Source organism: Bartonella sp. B1099, from assembly GCF_944801835.1.
Classification (GTDB): domain Bacteria; phylum Pseudomonadota; class Alphaproteobacteria; order Rhizobiales; family Rhizobiaceae; genus Bartonella.
In genome coordinates this window covers 453,089-467,672 of sequence record NZ_CALYLN010000002.1, presented here as the reverse complement: position 1 = coordinate 467,672, position 14,584 = coordinate 453,089, and the positions used below count along the sequence as shown (strand labels likewise).

Genomic DNA, 14,584 nt, shown 5'->3' with positions numbered 1-14,584 from the left:
ATAAAATTTATCTTAGAATCAACATATCGAATACATAACGTATTATACATATTTAATCAAAAAAGCTATAGTTAATTTAATTGTTCTTTATTTTTTTCTCTAATTGCTTAATTTCCTTAAAAACATACCTTCATGAAGGATTTGAAATAAACTGTTACATAAATTTTTTTATAAATAAAATATATTTACATGAAAACATAATAGATATTTTATCTCTCTCTTATAGTCTGTTTCCAACTGAAACAATATATCAGAGGAGCGTATTTAATCTATAGATCAATGATATTTAATAATTTTTTAAAGAATATTGTACTGTAAGAAATTTGAGCGGCAGTCTTGGTTATGTTTTTTATTCATATGAAGCGTTTTGTGCGGTGCTTTGGAGTGGTATTATCTTGTCTGGTGTTGTACGAGCTACGTTTTCAGAACAACAAATTAATCAGGCTTTTGAAATCTTTTTAGGGGTAATAACACAAGGGATATAAAAGATTTTGATAAAAGCTGCTTGAAGTTAGGAAGGGAAATTTCTCTTTCCAGCATCTTCACCTATTTATGGAGTATAAAAATGAGATGCTTTGTGATAATGGTGATAGATATGTTTCATCCCATAAATGTGCACAGCTTTTTAGTGTATCCACAACAATGATTCATCCTTGGAGGCTTTAAAGCGCTACCTCCAGAGTCATATAAGTGAGGGAGAGTCGTGAATGGAGCAAAGAGAGATGCTAGCTTTTACTCAAAAAATACGGAGAAAATAACAACAAACTAAGTGAAATTATATTAAGCCACAAGAGGTAGACTAAAAGGTGGTCTAAAAATAGAAAATAAAGAAAAAATCTAAATATTTAAATGTGCTAAACACACAAATTGGTGCCGCATGCCGGATTCGAACCAGCGACCCCATCATTACGAATGATGTGCTCTACCAACTGAGCTAATGCGGCATAGGTTTGTAAGTCAATGAAACAAAACTAATCTGAGGGTAATAGCTAAAAGTATGTATAAAAGCAAGTATGCATTTTTTTCAATAATTTATAAGATGTGATAATAATTGAAGGAGAGAACTGCACAAAAGTCATGGAGACAGTATTCTTGTGATTGTAGTGCTATAAAATGCTTACCGATTTATGATAGTGTTCAAATTAAGAAGCTGGAAATCTCTCTCTTTAGGAGAGAAAATGGTGTTAAGATATCTTAGCAAAGATAAAAATATTTTCTGATTCTAAAATAAGAAAGAAATTCGTTGAATAAGTGCTCAGGAAACTAAAATTTATCATAAACCTTATATAATAAGACGAGCAAAATTAGTTGAAGCTATTTTGCAATTTTATAGGAAGAAAAAGGGGGAGAGTTAATAAAATTAATCACGTTTTTTACTTAAGATGGAGTCGGAATCATGTCGGATAAAAATCGGCTGATAGAGCGAGAAATGAAGGGAACTTACCAAGAAAAATTCATTGAGGAGCTTTCTTGTGTGGTCAGTGATCAATGGAAAAGTGTGGAAGAGATATCTAAAAAGTTGATGTTTTAGCGAGACGCTTTTCAGCTTCAGAAGAGGACAGCCTTACTGAAGCTGTTATTTTGCCATTTTCTCAATAAAGCAATATGCTGATTTATAATATTTATCACTATTCAACTTAAATTAAAAGCTTGAATACCGAAAGATTCTCTTATTTTAAATCTCCCTCATGTTGAATAAGTAAAAACCATGATCTTTTGCACGTTACAAGCGGGAGGAGGAGCCTGTGGGGATAAAACTATTAAGAAATGGCAAAAATACCTCTTATGAATCATCTCAAGTACCAAGATCTGTAGCAACATTTTAGGGCTGGCAAAGTATGTGAGGGTGTCAGTTTGTTACTCTACCAGCATAAGGATGGAGGTGCTGAATGGGTTTACTGTTATATCATTCATGGTCGATGTCATGAAATAGGCTTGGGCATATTGAGAAATGCTTTTTTAAAACAAACGTGTGAATATGCAACCTAATGGTGTTCTATTTTACGTGAGGGGCATGCCTCTATGAAGATACTTTTTAAAAAATTTTCTAGTTATAGCTTCTTGGTTTTTTAGATGTGATAGAGTGAATATCATAAAGGAAGGAAGGTGTGAAAAGTTCTTTATCACGATTTTGCGTTATTTTCAGACTAGCTTTTATTGAATGTATCTTTTAGCATGGAAAACGGTTTTTATCAACTTTAGAAAACTTTCTTATTAATTTCAAGAATTTTCAATCTTATAAAGAGTGCTGATATTGGAAGACACTTTTTATATATGATTTCTAGTACTAAACTTAAGAAAGGTTTTTGTAGAGTATAAAAAGCAGCCACAGAAAAATGTAGAGACCTCAATGTATTTCAATTTTTCTGTACAGAGTTTCCTTATAGGCAGGGATTAAATTTATTCGCTAATTTCTTTGAGTTGATGCAAAAAAATGATGTGGTCGCTATCGATTAAAAATCATGATTGGCATATATATATTTATTATAATAAAGTATTTTAATCCGTTTTTATGATCAAATGACTTTTAGTTGTGTTGATAGGGTGAGGGAACTCTAGGCTACATTGGTTGTGTATAGTACAGTGAGTTCTATAAATCTTTTTCAAGTTTAAATGTATTCTCCATTATATGTATATGATATTTTTTGAAAAGGCCTTTGTTTTTCGTAAGTTAAGATACAAAATATGATTGCTAAAGCAGCAAAGATAATCCATGCTGGTAAATAAGTGAGAGTAATGCAAATAGAGGATAAAAAATCGGGCATTATCTTACATAGAGATTGGTTAAGATTATAGATATCTGTTTGCAGAAGAGTTACGAGAATTCTATTAAGGGGGGTTATTGTCCAATGAGACGTGATGACGGAGTGTGCATTATCAATAACCAACGCTATAATTGTTAGTGTAACGAAAATGAAAGCCATTAATTTGAATAAAGAGCGAAGCATATTTCTTCCTGTAGTTTCAATGGAACATGTGCATAATGCACAGAAAGATAAGGAGTTGCATTATGACAAGAAAATAGATTTATGTTCTCTTTTATAATTTCTGTTGAAAAAAAATATGTCGAAGATATTATCAGCCCTTCGTGTAAAGATTACAATCAATATTGAGGGGGAGTGGAGAGTAATGCTTAAGAATGCGGATAATGGATTGAAGCGTAATCTTCAAAATCGCCACATTCAAATGATTGCTTTGGGTGGCGTTATAGGGACGGGGCTTTTTTATGGATCAACAGAGGCAATTCAATTGGCGGGGCCTTCGGCTATTCTAGCTTATCTTTTCGGAGGACTTATTATTTATTTCATTATGCGAATGCTTGGCGAAATGTCTGTAGAAGAACCAACATCGGGTGCTTTTAGTTTTTTTGCTTATAAATATTGGGGGAGTTTAGCAGGCTTTATAACAGGTTGGAATTATTGGTTTCTTTATATTCTTGTCAGTATGACTGAACTTACAGTGATTGGATTTTATCTAGATCATTGGATTTTGATTGATCATTGGAAGTCATCCTTTATTGTACTTTTGTTTGTCACACTCGTTAATTTATCGAATGTTCGTTTTTATGGCGAATTTGAATTTGGTTGTGCTTTAATCAAAGTTGCTGCTGTTCTTGGTATGATTATTTTTGGGATTTTTCTCATTGTCACTGGAATAGGGGAAAATCAAGCGAGTATCCATTATCTTTGGGATCACGGTGGTTTTTTTCCTTATGGAATTATAGGGGTTGTTTTGGCAACTTCTGTAGTCATGTTTTCTTTTGGAGGAACCGAGCTTATTGGTGTTGCTGCTGGAGAGGCATCTAAACCACAAAAAACAATTCCGGCGGCTATTCGTCAAGTTATGTGGAGAATTATAATTTTTTATATTGGTTCTATCAGCGTTATTATGATAATCAGTCCGTGGGATATGATTGGAAAAAATGGTAGTCCTTTTGTTACAATTTTTGAAACTGTAGGAATTCCCGCTGCGGGTCATATTTTGAATTTTGTGGTTATTATGGCGGCTATTTCTGTATACAACAGTGGCATTTATTCTAATGGTCGTATGCTTTATAGTTTAGCGATACAAAAAAATGCACCACATATTTTCGGTAAACTGAATGCTGCTCGTGTTCCTTATGTTGCTATCCTTTTTTCATCGTTGTGTACGGCAATAATCGTTGTTATTAATGCTCTCGTTCCTGATAATAGTTTTATGCGAATTATGGCTCTTGCAACTGCAGCTGCGCTTATTACTTGGGCTATTATTGTTATTGTTCATTTGAAATTCCGAAAGGCGCATAAAAACAGAAAAGGAAACTTTATTTATGCGTTTGGTTTATATCCTTACGCGAACTATCTTTGCTTATGCTTTCTTGTTTTATTATTTTGTATAATGTTTATAAGCGGTTTGGGGAGAAATGGATTAATGGTTAGATTTTTGGATATGGTAGGAATAAGAATACCTTTTCTTGAAACATATATTCCTGTACAAATGCCTGATATGAGTTTGGCAGTCATTATTATTCCTCTATGGTGCTTATTTTTACTTTTAGGCTATAAGCTTAAGCGATAACAATAGAAAGGGTAATATAAAGGGCTTGATTGGAATAAACCTTGGGAATTATAAAATTTGATAAGGTAACACAAGTTTTTGGTGAGTTGTGTGTTTTAAAGAATATTACTGTACAACTTACCGAAAGACGCATTGCCATTATTGGTGCGAATGGTTCTGGAAAAAGTACATTTGTTCGTCTTATCAATGGGCTTCAATTACCCTCTCATGGTTTTGTAAGTGTTGATGGGCTTGATACAAAGCGTGATGCAAAGGCGGTAAAGCGTAAAGTAGGATTTGTTTTTCAAAATCCTGACAATCAAATTGTTTTACCCTTAGTGGAAGAAGATTTATCCTTTGGTCTTAAAAATTTGAAGCTTAGTAAGGATGAAATTAAGGAGCGTGTAGATGAAATTTTACAGCGCTATGAACTTCAAGATTTCAGAAATCACGCTGTTCATTTATTAAGTGGTGGGCAAAAACAACTCATTGCGATTTCCAGTGTGGTTGCCATGAAACCAGATTACATTATTTTTGATGAGCCGACAACATTACTTGATTTACGAAATAAGCATCGCGTTACGCAAGTGATAGAAGAATTACCACAAACGGTAATAGTTGTATCGCATGATTTGGAGCTTTTGAAAAAGTTTGATAGAGTGTTGGTTTTTGATAAGGGGGAGATAGTAATTGATGATGTACCTTTTGTTGCTATCAAGGAATATATAAGAAGAATGTCATGATCGGTTTATATATTCCAAAGGATACATTTATTCATAGGTTAAGTCCAGGAATTAAGTTATTATTTCTTACAGTATGTGGAACTTTTATAATAATGGTTTCATCTATACCACTTCTTGGACTCTTTTTATTATTTGTTGCCTTATTCTATAGAGTTGCCAAGGTTCCTTTTAGCAGTGTGATCAAGCAGTTTAAATCGATGGGGTTGCTTTTAGTTCTTCTATTTTTATTTCAAACTATTTTTAGCAGTTGGCTTACAGGAGTTGAGGTTATATTACGTCTTTTTATCCTCTTGTCTTTATCATCACTTATTTCATTCACAACAAAAGTTTCAGATATGGTAGATGCAATTGAAGCAGGGCTTCAGCCCTTTCATTTTTTTGGTATAAATCCATCAAAAGTAAGTATGGTTCTCTCTATGGCGATCAGGTTTATTCCCCTTTTGAGTGAAAAGTTTAATGAAGTCCATGAAGCACAGCAAGCGCGGGGACTTAATACTAATATTGTCGCTCTTGCAATACCTTTAATTATACGAACCATAAGAATGGCTTCAGAAGTGGCTGAAGCATTGGAAGCGCGCTCTTATGATGCTGATACTAATGATACGGCATCTCATAATAATCCAAGTTTTTTATAGTAAAAGAAAGAATCAAATGAATACAAAAGATTTAGTCTATATAGCTTTATTTGCCGCTATTTACGCCGTTTTGGGACTTTTCCCTCCTATTTATCTTCCTTTTCTTCTAGGCGTCCCTATTACAGCGCAGTCGATGGGACCGATGTTAGCAGGATCTATACTTGGAGCCAAAAGGGGAGCTCTCGCATCATTTCTTTTCCTTATTCTTGTTGCGATTGGATTGCCTTTATTGCCTGGTGGTCGTGGTGGAATGAGTGTTTTTTTAGGAGTTACGAGTGGTTATCTCATCAGTTTTCCCTTTGCTGCATTTTTTATTGGTTTATTGGTTGAGTTATTTTGGAAGCGATTAAATTTTATACTCTTATTCTTAATTAATACTGTTGGTGGTATAGGCGTTGTCTATGCTTTTGGTATTCCATGGACAGCGTATATGACACAAGTGTCTTTGCTGACAGTTTTAATAAGCTCATCAGGTTTTTTAATTGGTGGTTTTTTGAAAGTTCTGATTGCATCTTTTGTAGCGCTTACCATTAAAAAAACTGTCCCTCTCATTCATTCCAAGAAAGGATAGTTCTGATTCTTGAACTTTGTATTATATTGTATGAGAAAGATAGAGCGAAAATAGTAACAAGCTTAAAGTATTTTTATCTCACCTTTGTCTTTTAGTGAAATAGAATATATAGAAAATAAATAATTTATTATATCTTATATGTTTATTATAAATTTTAATTCTGTTTTATAAAATATATATTAAAAAATTATAAATATAATATACTCATATTCAAATTTCTAAATCATATTTATTTCTTAGTAAACAGAGAGATTATTTATTAAATAAAGTTATTTTACCAACCCATCCTGGTGATCATGATGTATTTTGGAAAAATATGACATTTCTTTTGAAACAACAAAACGTGTGTATACTAATTTAGGAATGTATTTATATTATTCAATATTTTACATATTCAAATGGTAGAATATTTATTTTTTATTAATTATAAAATAATTTTATCATCAATATAATAAACAACATGATGTATACTATATATAAATAATAATTATATACATTAATATTATAATTATCTTATTTATTTTAGCAATAATTTAAAGTATATAAACGTTTAAGACTGAATTAATAAATTTTTATAATGGGCTTTAAAAAATATTAATATTTTTGTAAAACAATAAGAATGATTAGTTTATTTGCAATAATTATTTTTGAATTTTTTACCAATTGATTTTAAAATTTTTACCTTGTTGAAAGAGTGGTGTAAGTTTCATTTTTGAAAGAAGGTTTATAAGTCTTTTAATTTTTTAAAGATGGCTGAGTATCAATTTCATAAATTTTTTAGAGAAAATGATGTGGGATAGATATAAGGCGATCAATCGTTTGGTCATTTTCTTTTGATTTGGTTTTCCGACTTTCAAAAGCACTCACATCAATATCTTTTTAATAATGAAAATTACGCATTGCTTTACGTTTTTATGTCTCATGTTTTTTAATAGAGTGATGTCCTTCACTGACAAAGAGAACAGCTCAAACATGATTTACCTATTGTTGTTAATTTACGAGTTTATTTTCAAAAGGCATTTATCAAGGACGTTACACCTATTTTATGACGATGCTTGTGGATGGTATAATGCTAAAGTCCTCACGAATAATATATTGGGACACGAGCATTTTTCAGTTATGAAGGAGAAAGTCGATACCATCATACATTTTTGCCAGTTTCAATGTTGTTATAGCTCTTGGCCCTGAGATGGTTCATAAAACGTTTTCTATTCATATGCTAGTCACCCTTGCGATGTGCAAGCAAGTGATTTTAATTGATTGAATATAAATAAATTTTAAATGGGAGAATCTTAGGTTATTCGGGACTCTCATTCAACATACAAAACAGTGAATTATCATTATAAATCAATATCTTGCAGACACGAGAATAGGCATGCCGTCTCTTTCGGCAGGCAAGGATTATTATGTTTATTTGGTTTCTGATGGAGGACAGTCTCATAAATTTGTTGTATCGGAAAACTCTACGTATCCAAGCGGTTACGCCGTCAATAATTCGCGCAAGATAGGAGGGTTTCACACGCTTTGTGCGGATGTTGGTACGATTTCTGGTCATCTCTTATCGGGTTATCGTGCAGGGGATATATTACCCCACTCTGTTTGGTGTCTCAATCACCGCCCTTATAGTTCACCAGAAGGAATGGTTTACGACTTCTCTACAGATCTTTGGGTTGATATTTATCTTCAGTCAGGCGACGGTGTAAATACGAAATCGGTTTATCGTGCAAATGTAACAACTAACCGTAGTTATATGCAGCATACAACAGATATGATGCTTGTAAATAAGTCATTATTAAGTGATGAAGAATTTGCTTCTGCTATGCATGGGAGTAATGATAAGACAAGTATTCAAGGTAAAAAGGCACCTTCTCCAAAATATTCCGGAGGACATAGGGATACGGCAAATCGTCGTATGATTTCTCATATAGGATGTGAGGATGGTTGCGGCTATATGTGGCAGTTTTTGTCAGGATCTATTTTTTTCTCAACAGCAGATAATGTAGATCTTAAGGCAATGGTAGCTGGAGGGACTTGGAATATTGAAGGGGATAGCCACCGATTTGGTCGAGGATATATATCTATCAATGCTGCAAATGAACAAGTTTCGGCGCGTGGATGCAGCCGCTCACGTAGATTTATTTGAGAGGTTAAAATGTTTTCTTATCCAGAACACTTAAATACGAAGCAAGATTATCTAAATATGCTCGAATTTGATAGGGAAGAAACGGTAAAAAGGCTAGAGCAGCTTTTATCAACGCGTTTTTATTGGGTCTTTATCAAAGAGCTCAGTGAAGGAGAAGAGGGGGTAGAAGATGACACGCATAAGGTTGCTCTCATAACCGAAATGCCGTCTGATCTCAATGGAGATTTTGTCAAAAAGCGTTGTCAGTATGAATTACAGGAAAGCGAATATGCACCGCTTTTTCAACTTGGCTTTCGTGTTGAAGAAGTCGAGCAGTTGATCAAAGAGCATAGCCAATAGAAGATCATAAAAGAAGATTTTAATCCAGCCTCACAGATGTGGGGCTTTTTTTATGGAGGGTCAGATGAGAAAGATATCAAAGGAAGGATTAGAGCTTATCAAACAGTGGGAAGGGTTACGTTTAGAGGCTTATAGAGATGTAGCATGTATCTGGACGATAGGGTATGGTCACACCAGCAATGCCGGTCAACCGCTTGTTAAAAAAGGCATGCGTATCACACAAGAGCAAGCAGAAGAAATTCTTTGTGAAGACTTAAAGCAATTTGAGAAGACGGTTGAGGAATCGGTGACGGTTTCATTAACGGATTGCCAATTCGCGGCATTGGTATCGTTTTGCTATAACGTAGGAACGAAAGCCTTTAGCAAGTCAACGTTGTTGAAGAAGCTTAATCAAGGGGATTATGAAGCTGTTCCTAGTGAATTACAGAAATGGAATAAGATAGGGGGTAAGCCTTTTGTGGGATTATCCAACCGTCGAGCAGCCGAAGCCGGTTTGTGGGCGAAAGGGTCTTACATTGCTTCGAACTATCACAGGGTAGAAACGAAGGAGAGAACAGGTCTTTTCAAGATAGAGGCGCTAGCCCCGATTATAGGGTCTTGTTCAGGATTTGGAGGCTTTTTTGTTGGTAATGGACCAATTCAGTGGGCGTTAGCAGGGATTATGGTTTTAGCGGCGTGTACAGGACTGGTGATTGTTGCCAAGCGGTTTAAGGAACAGCGCTTGTGATTTTCTGGTTTAAAAGAAATTTGTCTCTTCTGTTAGCGGCTTTAGCCGTTTTTTTAATGGCTTTAGCCAAAGCGTTTCACCTTGGCAAGAAAAGTGAACAGTACAAGCAAAAAGAGCATGCTTTAAAAACAGCAACAACCCGTTTTGAGGTGAAAAATGAAATTAATCAAAAAAGTGATTCTTGTGTGCATTCTGCTTTGTCTCGTTGGGTGCGCGGCAAATAGGACAGTTTCTTGTGTTAGTTGGTTACCAATTTATTTAGACAAGCAAGATCTGAACGCGATCAGTCCCAATTTAGCAAGAGATATATTGAAACATAATCAACAGGGAGCACGCTTATGTGGTTAGCAAAATGAGTAGCAAGGGAAGTAAGAAGGAACAAGATCTCTCAGAGACAGAACAACGGCTTCTTCATGAGATGATAGAAACCTATCAAGGCTTAAAGATGATGTCATGCCTTATAAAGTGGATTGCCTTCATTGTCTTTATGTTTGTCATCGATTTATCCCGTTTCATGGACGCACTAGATAATCACTTCTCACACTTTAAAAAATGGATAACAAAGAGTTAAAAATTTAATCAATTTATATTGTTTCATGACGTAAAGAATCCTTTTTAATAATATCCATAAAGGTGCTATTTCTTAACCTTGCGTTCTCTAAAAGAGTTTTTGGAGATACAACTTGTATGCAAGCGTTGAACTTAGACCAATAATTCCGATAATATTCTCCTTCTGGAGAAAAAACTTTAGTGAAATAATTTGTAACACATAAAACTTGTGAAAAAGCGTCATCTATTTCAGCAATCAGATAAAGATACATCTCCTCAACACCACATTTCTTAAGTGTTTCGGCATAATACATTAATTGAGCAACGCCTGTATTTTTATAATCCGCTACAGGACTTTTAAACTCTATTAAGACAGCCCGTTTTTTTTCCTCAGAATCAAAATATAAAGCTATATCAGGTCAACTCGATAACCCTTTATTATTTTTTTCAACATCGAGTGAAGCTTTATCAACTTGTGAAAGGAAGTTCTTTATATTCTTCTCACTTTGTAAATAACTATAGCTTATTAAGGTGTCATCAAGTATCTATAAATTATTTTCTTTTAATGCTAAAGGTAAGTTTTTATCAGCAGTATATTGTTGTGGAACAAATAAATTATGAATATCCTTTTCTAAAGTTTTAGGTTGTAGTAAATTAGAAAATTGGCACAGAATATCGTTTCTGAATTGAATATATTGGGTTAATTCTAGACTAGCAAATTTTTGTGCTGTTTTAAAATTATCTTTTGGTATTCCTTTATCTTCACGAAGAATTCTTTTGAATGCTAATTTTTTTGTTGAATATTTTTTCTCTGCTTTTTCAATCAATGAATCTTCTGTAAGGATACCTCCAATTACATCTTTTGTGTCTAGAATTCTACCAAGTAAGGATATTCTTTAGAAACCTTTTGGAGAAGAGCAATTTTTTCTTCTTTAATTTTGGGGAAATGATAGTTAATTATTTCATCTAGAATATGCTCTAACTTCTTATTAATATCATTCCAAGTCAGTTGGGTTTCTAAGTCTGGATTTTTTTATCAATCTGAAAATCATTTCGTTCATCATTAACATATTGATCTAAAACAGGTGATTCTAATAAAAATATCATTATAACATTTTTTATTGGATTAAGTTTTATAAACTGTGAAAAAGGCATAACAGTGCGGTTGTTAGCACAATAGAAAGCTTCTATTTTAGCCCTATAATTTGTGTTGTCTTCAAAATAATAAGAAAGAGTGAAGGGAATATCTAAAGAACCGATATTGAAACCTTTAACTTCTAAATAAGGTAAATCTCGCGTACTTATTGTGCTCTTCTCTAACCGTTCTAAATTTTCTGCGTTTCTTAATTTATATAAGTCTTCTAAATCTTCCGCTTCATGTACATAAAAGTTAATTTTAATATCTTTCTTTTTATTTAAAAAAAATAAAGGAAGAAGATGATAATAAATTTCATCACGAACTATGCGTATATTAAAATCATTTTGTGTATAAGGATTTTCAAAAAATAATTTTGTAGTCCACCATTTATCTCGTTTACCATTTTCTTTTTTAAAAGAATCTTGTGTAAAATCTGGAGTGAAATTTAATGAAACTTGGACATTATCTTCACATTCATTAAAACTAGTAATCTCAACTTTTTTAAATACTTTTAAGTAAGTAATACGTCCAACACCTTTACAACCTTCCTTAATTTTATAATCACTTTTATAGGTGGAAAAAGAGGTAATATTCTCTTTTGTGAAACCATCTCCATTATCAAAAACGCAGATAGAAAAAACTGGTTGGTTTTGTCATAAATCTTTATCACCATAAAGTTGGAATAAAATATCAATTTGTGTTGCATGCGCTTGTATAGAGTTAACGATAGCTTCCTTAAGAACTGTAACTATATTTGTTTCTTGAGAAAGATCGTGGATTATAGCCTTAAGATTAACAAGCATGAGTACACCAATAAGCTTTTTATTCTATTTATTTTTATTGAAGGAGGTAAAAAAATCCTAAATATTTATATGCTTGATGATTGCTTTTGTATAGAGACATTAGACGATATTTTTGCTTATTTTCAGCAAAGGGATTCAAGGTAAATTTGTTTTCAGTCTGAATGATTGTGATAAGGTTCGAGATATCTTTAAAGATTTTGACTTTTTAGAATTAGAGGCCCTTTGGACAGCAGGTACGGCAAAAAAACACCTCGAAAAGAAGTTCTGATTCGTAATAATTGAGGAAAGTTTGAAAAAGATTTGTTAGAATCAGAAGTAATATTTCTCCTCTAACAGGACTTTTTATATGGTTACATCTTTTGGTAAAATTTTACGTAAACTTCGCGTTGATCACTCCGAACGTCTCTTAGATATGGCTAAGAAATTAGACGTATCTGTATTATCTTCAGTCGAGATTGGCAAGAAATCTGTACCGGTTGGCATGGAAGTCAAAATCATAGAATTATATGATTTAGATCAAAAGGAAGCATTACTTTTAAGAAAAGAAGCCTATGCATGTCGAAGGAGTTTTACAATAAAACCTTCTGATACATGCAGATGTGAAATTGTTGGTATGTTTGTTAGAAACTTAGAGAATTTTTCACAACAAGACTTAACAAAATTTAAAAAATTGTTAGAGAAATTCGATAAAAAAAGAGGCGCCCTATAGAGGCTATCTAGGCTTTATCAACAAGATTCAAAGTATATAAATATGTGTAAGAGCGTATTGATATGTATAGTTTTTTATGTTCCAATAAAAAAATTAAGGATTAAAGAAAAAATCTCAAATCAAAAATTTAAGGTGGTCTAAAAGGTGGACCAAAAAAGGTGGACGAGAAGGTAAATTAAGTGAGGGCGATTCATAGATTATCAGCGGCATTCGTAAAGGCATCTCCTCAGGGCAAATATTGTGATGGGGCGGGGCTATGGTTGAATGTTCGAAAAGACAATACACGCTCTTGGTTTTTTAGCTATACACACCACAATAAGCGCCGTGAAATGGGGCTTGGTCCTGTCACAAGACTTTCTTTAAAAGAAGCATGAGAGCTTGCAAGATATTATAGCGATATTCTTAAAGAAGGTAATGATCCTATTGTCTTTCGAGAACAAACTGTCTTAAAGCAGCAAAGCAATAGCTTTAAAGAAGTTGCGCAGGCGGCTTTTGAAAGTAAAAAAGCAGAGTTAAAAAATGAAGGCAAAAGTGGGCGTTGGTTTTCTCTGCTGGAGTTACATGTTATCCCACACATAGGGAATTTGCCTATAGAACAATTAACAGCAAATATCATTCGCAATGTTCTCTCACCTCTTTGGCATGAAAAAGCAGATACAGCGCGAAAAGCACTTAATCGTATTAACATTTGCTTGAAATATGCTGCGGCTCTTGGTTTGGATGTTGATTTACAAGCCTGTATGAAAGCACGCGCACTTTTAGGAAAAACTCGTGTTACATCAACAAATATTCCAGCTATGCCATGGCAAGAAGTTCCAGCTTTTTATCAGAGCTTGGATGATAAGATCCTTTCTAATTTAGCACTAAAGCTCCTTGTTTTGACTGGAGTACGGTCATATCCATTGCGATATTTACGTCTTGAACAAATAGATAAGGGTATATGGACAATACCGAAAGAAAATATGAAAGGTATTGTAGGGAAAGTTTCAGATTTTCGTGTGCTATTGAGTGATGAAGCCTTGAAAGTGATTGAAAAATCTCTCTTCTTTGAAAAAAATGGTTTTTTATTTGTTGGTTTTGCCGGAAAGCCAATTTCTGATGTAACACTTTCTAAATTCATGAAAAACAAAGGTTTTGATTATAGACCCCATGGTTTCCGTTCAAGCTTACGGGATTGGATAGCAGAGACAACGTCAACGCCTTTTGAGATTGCCGAAACTGTTCTTGCACATTCAGTTGGGATTTCGGTGACAAAAGCTTATATGCGGACAGATTTTTTAGAACAACGCCATGTTTTCTTGGAACAGTGGGTTGCATTTATAACAGGAGCGGCTTGACAGACTTATAACAATGTGTCTATCGTTGAATCAGGTGCCTGAAGAACACCTTGAATCGATAGCGGATAGATTGCCGAAACAATCTTTTCTCCACACATTATAGACTTTGACTCATTGTATGTTAGATGCGTATAATGGCTTTGTCGGATGTGGTTACGCTATACAATACCCTTTTGGGAAAAGCGTAACGACGGACTATCGACCGTGTTTTTCAGCACCCGGCATCCTTTTAGATGTTATCATTTTAGGATTTCTCAAAAAATATTTGACAGTTTTTGTAAACCGCTATAGTTTAGCGAAGAGGCTTAAAACACCTCGTAACTAATCGGTTCAGCGGTATCCCGAAAGATCTGT

The 14,584-nt window shown here is 33.7% G+C and carries 15 protein-coding genes, 1 tRNA gene and 3 pseudogenes; 14 read left to right on the top strand and 5 right to left on the bottom strand.

Annotated elements, in window-relative coordinates:
• Positions 1-570 precede the first annotated feature (570 nt).
• Positions 571-769 (top strand): annotated as a pseudogene (locus NNJ73_RS08475) (DNA-binding protein).
• A gap of 99 nt (positions 770-868) precedes the next feature.
• On the opposite strand, the gene NNJ73_RS08470 reads toward NNJ73_RS08475, so the two are convergent.
• A tRNA-Thr gene (locus NNJ73_RS08470) sits at positions 869-944 on the bottom strand.
• A gap of 452 nt (positions 945-1,396) precedes the next feature.
• Between NNJ73_RS08470 and NNJ73_RS08465 the strand changes: the two genes are divergently transcribed.
• Complete coding sequence (locus tag NNJ73_RS08465; protein ID WP_254493662.1) at positions 1,397-1,531, top strand: SlyX protein; 135 nt, start codon at positions 1,397-1,399, stop codon at positions 1,529-1,531.
• Between the two features lie 1,078 nt (positions 1,532-2,609).
• Here NNJ73_RS08465 and NNJ73_RS08460 read toward each other — a convergent pair.
• Entirely contained in the window at positions 2,610-2,948 is a 339-nt protein-coding gene (locus tag NNJ73_RS08460; protein ID WP_254493661.1) for a hypothetical protein, read from the bottom strand.
• A 181-nt stretch (positions 2,949-3,129) separates the two neighbouring features.
• Between NNJ73_RS08460 and NNJ73_RS08455 the strand changes: the two genes are divergently transcribed.
• The 9 genes from NNJ73_RS08455 (at position 3,130) to NNJ73_RS08410 (ending at position 10,265) form a co-directional block, all read left to right on the top strand.
• Positions 3,130-4,557: an amino acid permease gene (locus NNJ73_RS08455; protein WP_254493701.1), complete on the top strand. Its 1,428-nt coding sequence runs from the start codon at positions 3,130-3,132 to the stop codon at positions 4,555-4,557.
• 41 nt (positions 4,558-4,598) lie between these two features.
• Positions 4,599-5,279: an energy-coupling factor ABC transporter ATP-binding protein gene (locus tag NNJ73_RS08450; protein WP_254493660.1), complete on the top strand. Its 681-nt coding sequence runs from the start codon at positions 4,599-4,601 to the stop codon at positions 5,277-5,279.
• The gene (locus NNJ73_RS08445) at positions 5,276-5,914 is read left to right on the top strand and encodes an energy-coupling factor transporter transmembrane protein EcfT (RefSeq protein ID WP_254493659.1); all 639 of its coding nucleotides are present in this window, start codon (positions 5,276-5,278) and stop codon (positions 5,912-5,914) included. Before NNJ73_RS08450 ends, NNJ73_RS08445 begins: the two co-directional genes overlap by 4 nt.
• A 16-nt stretch (positions 5,915-5,930) precedes the next feature.
• Positions 5,931-6,485, top strand: coding sequence for a biotin transporter BioY (locus NNJ73_RS08440; protein WP_254493658.1), 555 nt, complete (start codon positions 5,931-5,933; stop codon positions 6,483-6,485).
• A 1,333-nt stretch (positions 6,486-7,818) separates the two neighbouring features.
• Entirely contained in the window at positions 7,819-8,628 is an 810-nt protein-coding gene (locus NNJ73_RS08435) for a hypothetical protein (RefSeq protein WP_371923267.1), read from the top strand.
• Between the two features lie 9 nt (positions 8,629-8,637).
• Entirely contained in the window at positions 8,638-8,967 is a 330-nt protein-coding gene (locus NNJ73_RS08430) for a hypothetical protein (protein WP_254492184.1), read from the top strand.
• A 64-nt stretch (positions 8,968-9,031) separates the two neighbouring features.
• A complete protein-coding gene (locus NNJ73_RS08425) occupies positions 9,032-9,694 on the top strand; it encodes a lysozyme (RefSeq protein ID WP_254475209.1) in 663 nt (220 codons plus the stop codon).
• Entirely contained in the window at positions 9,691-9,918 is a 228-nt protein-coding gene (locus NNJ73_RS08420; RefSeq protein WP_254493656.1) for a hypothetical protein, read from the top strand. Before NNJ73_RS08425 ends, NNJ73_RS08420 begins: the two co-directional genes overlap by 4 nt.
• A gap of 116 nt (positions 9,919-10,034) precedes the next feature.
• The gene (locus NNJ73_RS08410; RefSeq protein ID WP_254493654.1) at positions 10,035-10,265 is read left to right on the top strand and encodes a hypothetical protein; all 231 of its coding nucleotides are present in this window, start codon (positions 10,035-10,037) and stop codon (positions 10,263-10,265) included.
• Positions 10,266-10,278: 13 nt separating this feature from the next.
• On the opposite strand, the gene NNJ73_RS08405 is transcribed toward NNJ73_RS08410, so the two are convergent.
• The 3 genes from NNJ73_RS08405 to NNJ73_RS08395 all read right to left on the bottom strand — a co-directional run bounded on the left by NNJ73_RS08405 (position 10,279) and on the right by NNJ73_RS08395 (position 12,184).
• Positions 10,279-10,557 (bottom strand): hypothetical protein, encoded by a 279-nt coding sequence (locus NNJ73_RS08405; protein WP_254493653.1) that lies wholly within the window; start codon positions 10,555-10,557, stop codon positions 10,279-10,281.
• Positions 10,558-10,788: 231 nt separating this feature from the next.
• Positions 10,789-11,070, bottom strand: a complete 282-nt coding sequence (locus NNJ73_RS08400; RefSeq protein WP_254493652.1) for a hypothetical protein — start codon at positions 11,068-11,070, stop codon at positions 10,789-10,791.
• A 964-nt stretch (positions 11,071-12,034) separates the two neighbouring features.
• Positions 12,035-12,184 (bottom strand): hypothetical protein, encoded by a 150-nt coding sequence (locus tag NNJ73_RS08395; protein WP_254493651.1) that lies wholly within the window; start codon positions 12,182-12,184, stop codon positions 12,035-12,037.
• Between the two features lie 127 nt (positions 12,185-12,311).
• Between NNJ73_RS08395 and NNJ73_RS10150 the strand changes: the two are divergent.
• From NNJ73_RS10150 to NNJ73_RS08385, 3 genes and pseudogenes are all read left to right on the top strand, one after another.
• Positions 12,312-12,466, top strand: a pseudogene (locus NNJ73_RS10150) (DNA adenine methylase); the annotation flags it as partial.
• A gap of 64 nt (positions 12,467-12,530) precedes the next feature.
• Positions 12,531-12,893 carry an XRE family transcriptional regulator gene (locus tag NNJ73_RS08390; RefSeq protein ID WP_254493650.1) on the top strand — a complete coding sequence of 121 codons (363 nt, stop codon included), beginning with the start codon at positions 12,531-12,533 and terminating at the stop codon, positions 12,891-12,893.
• A gap of 179 nt (positions 12,894-13,072) precedes the next feature.
• Positions 13,073-14,230 (top strand): annotated as a pseudogene (locus NNJ73_RS08385) (tyrosine-type recombinase/integrase).
• The last annotated feature ends 354 nt before the right edge of the window (positions 14,231-14,584 follow it).